The sequence below is a fragment of the Exiguobacterium sp. s152 genome (genome assembly GCF_018618335.1).
In the GTDB taxonomy this organism is placed as follows: Bacteria; Bacillota; Bacilli; order Exiguobacteriales; family Exiguobacteriaceae; genus Exiguobacterium; species Exiguobacterium chiriqhucha.
In genome coordinates this window covers 1-3,127 of sequence record NZ_JACSLX010000023.1, presented here as the reverse complement: position 1 = coordinate 3,127, position 3,127 = coordinate 1, and the positions used below count along the sequence as shown (strand labels likewise).

Below are 3,127 nucleotides of genomic sequence, written 5' to 3'. Positions count from 1 at the left end.
CCAGGCAAGATCGTTCCGCAATAGCTCAGTGGTAGAGCAACCGGCTGTTAACCGGTAGGTCGTAGGTTCAAATCCTACTTGCGGAGCCACTTTTCTCTTTTTGGAGAGCTGTCCGAGTGGCCGAAGGAGCACGATTGGAATTCGTGTAGGCGGCAAAACCGTCTCAAGGGTTCGAATCCCTTGCTCTCCGCCAGTTTTTCAATCAATAGTATGGCCCGTTGGTCAAGCGGTTAAGACACCGCCCTTTCACGGCGGTAACACGGGTTCGAATCCCGTACGGGTCACCATTTAAATTTTATATCGTCGCGGGGTGGAGCAGTCTGGTAGCTCGTCGGGCTCATAACCCGAAGGTCGTTGGTTCAAATCCAGCCCCCGCAATTAGTGTGGTCCTGTGGTGTAGTGGTTAACATGCCTGCCTGTCACGCAGGAGATCGCGGGTTCGAATCCCGTCAGGACCGCCATTTTTTAATTAAATTACTACATACATGGCTTTGTAGCTCAGTTGGTAGAGCAAAGGACTGAAAATCCTTGTGTCGGCGGTTCGATTCCGTCCAAAGCCACCATGTGGGGGGGTAGCGAAGTGGCTAAACGCGGCGGACTGTAAATCCGCTCCCTCGGGTTCGGCGGTTCGAATCCGCCCCCCCCCACCACTTAGGGGCATAGTTTAGCGGTAGAACTACGGTCTCCAAAACCGTCAGCGCGGGTTCGATTCCTGCTGCCCCTGCTTCTTAATATAATTATGGCGATTGTGGCGAAGTGGTTAACGCACCGGATTGTGATTCCGGCATTCGAGGGTTCAATTCCCTTCAGTCGCCCCATTTTATTGGGCTGTAGCCAAGTGGTAAGGCATCGGATTTTGATTCCGACATGCGTAGGTTCGATCCCTTCCAGCCCAGCCATTATGCGGAAGTAGTTCAGTGGTAGAATACGACCTTGCCAAGGTCGGGGTCGCGGGTTCGAATCCCGTCTTCCGCTCCATTAAATTTGGCGCCATAGCCAAGTGGTAAGGCAGAGGACTGCAACTCCTCTATCGTCGGTTCGATTCCGACTGGCGCCTCCAACATAATATGCCGGTGTGGCGGAATTGGTAGACGCGCACGACTCAAAATCGTGTTCCTCTGGAGTGTCGGTTCGACTCCGACCACCGGTATCCGTAGATCCTAGCTGAGGCTAGGGTCTTTTTTTGTATATAACTAATTAATAATAATCTTTACTTATGGTTCGGCAGAGTCAATTGATGCTACATCGAAAGACACAGAAGGATTCTGGAATGAGTCACTTCCTGGCTTCAAGTCTTATACGATTGATGCTGATGGCGCTTATGTCGAATCAGACGCAGCGTATGAAGAGCTCGAGACAGCGTTCTTGAATTCTGAGAATGTAGATATGTATCTTGAAATGCCATCGGGCAAACGTTATGAAGGTAACTGTACAATCACAGACTTTTCGCTCGATCTTCCATACGATGATCTCGTAACGTACTCAATCTCGCTTCAAGGTAACGGTCCATTGAAGATTATTCTAGAGAGTAATCAGACTGAAGCAATCACTTCAAATGAGGTAGAAATGTAAATGGGAACATCAACTAATACAATGAACATCATCATGAAGTGCAGTCATTGACTGCACTTCGTCATGATCTAGGTGAAGAGTTATATAGACGATCAGTTGCAGGTCTATACACAAAACATATAGTCAATAAGGTGAGAGAACGAGAGATGGACATTGATTGAAGTGATCTACTCTCACGGATCAACTTAATGATGGTGAGCTTCCAATGTGAAGAAGTATCATATGGCTTTCTTCGTCAGTACATCTGACTGATGAAGATACGCCCTACATAATTTGAAAAAAATAGAGTAAGGGATGAAATAACGTGTGAAGGAGAAAACTTATCATAGGTACCTAAACTCCTATTTGATGTTGAAGGTTATAAATTAACTTCAGAGAACAAATCGTTCGAAAAAACAAAATCGCGTATTTCTAGTATATTCTTAAATCGAACATCTGGATTGGGATTAGTACCGATGCTTATAAACTTAAGTATTTTTGGGAATTTTAAAGGACTCAAATTACTAAAATTTGTTTTTCCGGTCAAAATATAAACAATGATTTTGGTTACTGCATAAATTTCATGAACCATGCTGTAGTTATGAAAACCGACTCGATCTAAATCGCTAAAATCATTCCAACTTCCTTTTATTTCTGTATGGGGATTAGTTCTTGCTTCTTCAAGATTTTTAACCAAACCAAAATCAGCGATTTTAATCATCGGTAAATCATTGTAGTTTTGCATGAGTATATTATTAGGATTTAAATCTCTGTGTAGTAAATTCTGCTCATGTACATGTTTAAGAGCTAAAATCAATTGAGAAATAATGTTTTTTCTTAGGTTAATTGGCAACATAGAGTTATTTGCATCAATGAATTGTTTCAAAGTGCTATCTACAAACTCCATATGATAAGAATGTGTAGCTTCCTCATAGTAATACGCTGTTACAATAAACGGAGAATTAAATTTTTTTAAAGTTAAGAATTCTTCTTTAAATCTCTCTAGTTCATCTGTTTTTAATTCTTTCTTAGCTTTTTTTAACGCTATTGGAATATCAAGTACCGGGTGTTTGTATTTATAGACGATAGCGTATGATCCTTCTCCACGATAAGAAAGTGTCTGATGAATTTTGGCATTTTCAATCTCAATTGTATTTTCCAAATAAAAAATAGGCATATGCTCTATATAGGGTATCTCAATATTTTCAGGAATAGTCGAACCACCGCTTAAGCTCAAAAATTTAGAGCACTCTATAATAAAACTCTCGTAAGAGTGCTCTAGTTTAAACAATAATTGGGGGAAGCGATACTTTATAATTATTTTGATACGCTTTATTTCTTCAATGAGTTCAATTAATGCAACGCTTTCTTGAGCATTAAAATGTCTATTTGTTTTACTTTTTTTAATCATAAAGTCCAAAAGTCGATTAATTTCTGTATGAATAATAGATAGATACCTAGAGTAGTTTTCTAAGTACTCAGATTCGCTTGTGTAATGCAAAATAGGAGTGCAGAAGTGTGCAACGGAAACGTACACAACTCTGCACTCCTATTTTAGAAAAGAAAAAGGACTTGC

The 3,127-nt window shown here is 41.1% G+C and carries 2 protein-coding genes and 13 tRNA genes; 14 read left to right on the top strand and 1 reads right to left on the bottom strand.

All coding sequences use genetic code 11. The features are described 5' to 3' along the window. Positions 1–14 precede the first annotated feature (14 nt). From KNP72_RS15635 to KNP72_RS16080, 14 genes are all read left to right on the top strand, one after another. Positions 15–89 (top strand) — tRNA-Asn (locus tag KNP72_RS15635). A 13-nt stretch (positions 90–102) separates the two neighbouring features. Next, positions 103–193, top strand: a tRNA-Ser gene (locus KNP72_RS15630). A 19-nt stretch (positions 194–212) separates the two neighbouring features. Further along, positions 213–287: transfer RNA gene (locus KNP72_RS15625), tRNA-Glu, on the top strand. Positions 288–304: 17 nt separating this feature from the next. Beyond that, positions 305–378: transfer RNA gene (locus KNP72_RS15620), tRNA-Met, on the top strand. Positions 379–385: 7 nt separating this feature from the next. Then, positions 386–461, top strand: a tRNA-Asp gene (locus tag KNP72_RS15615). Between the two features lie 26 nt (positions 462–487). Next, positions 488–563: transfer RNA gene (locus KNP72_RS15610), tRNA-Phe, on the top strand. Between the two features lie 3 nt (positions 564–566). Beyond that, positions 567–650: transfer RNA gene (locus tag KNP72_RS15605), tRNA-Tyr, on the top strand. 3 nt (positions 651–653) lie between these two features. Continuing rightward, positions 654–724, top strand: a tRNA-Trp gene (locus KNP72_RS15600). Positions 725–742: 18 nt separating this feature from the next. Next, positions 743–818, top strand: a tRNA-His gene (locus KNP72_RS15595). Between the two features lie 6 nt (positions 819–824). Further along, positions 825–899 (top strand) — tRNA-Gln (locus KNP72_RS15590). 4 nt (positions 900–903) lie between these two features. Further along, positions 904–978: transfer RNA gene (locus tag KNP72_RS15585), tRNA-Gly, on the top strand. A gap of 8 nt (positions 979–986) precedes the next feature. Next, a tRNA-Cys gene (locus tag KNP72_RS15580) sits at positions 987–1,060 on the top strand. Between the two features lie 9 nt (positions 1,061–1,069). Further along, positions 1,070–1,150, top strand: a tRNA-Leu gene (locus KNP72_RS15575). A 50-nt stretch (positions 1,151–1,200) separates the two neighbouring features. Further along, positions 1,201–1,572, top strand: coding sequence for a phage major tail protein, TP901-1 family (locus tag KNP72_RS16080; protein WP_214834420.1), 372 nt, complete (start codon positions 1,201–1,203; stop codon positions 1,570–1,572). A gap of 358 nt (positions 1,573–1,930) precedes the next feature. Here KNP72_RS16080 and KNP72_RS15565 read toward each other — a convergent pair whose 3' ends face one another. Next, positions 1,931–3,088 (bottom strand): protein kinase domain-containing protein, encoded by a 1,158-nt coding sequence (locus KNP72_RS15565; RefSeq protein ID WP_214834416.1) that lies wholly within the window; start codon positions 3,086–3,088, stop codon positions 1,931–1,933. Positions 3,089–3,127: the final 39 nt, after the last annotated feature.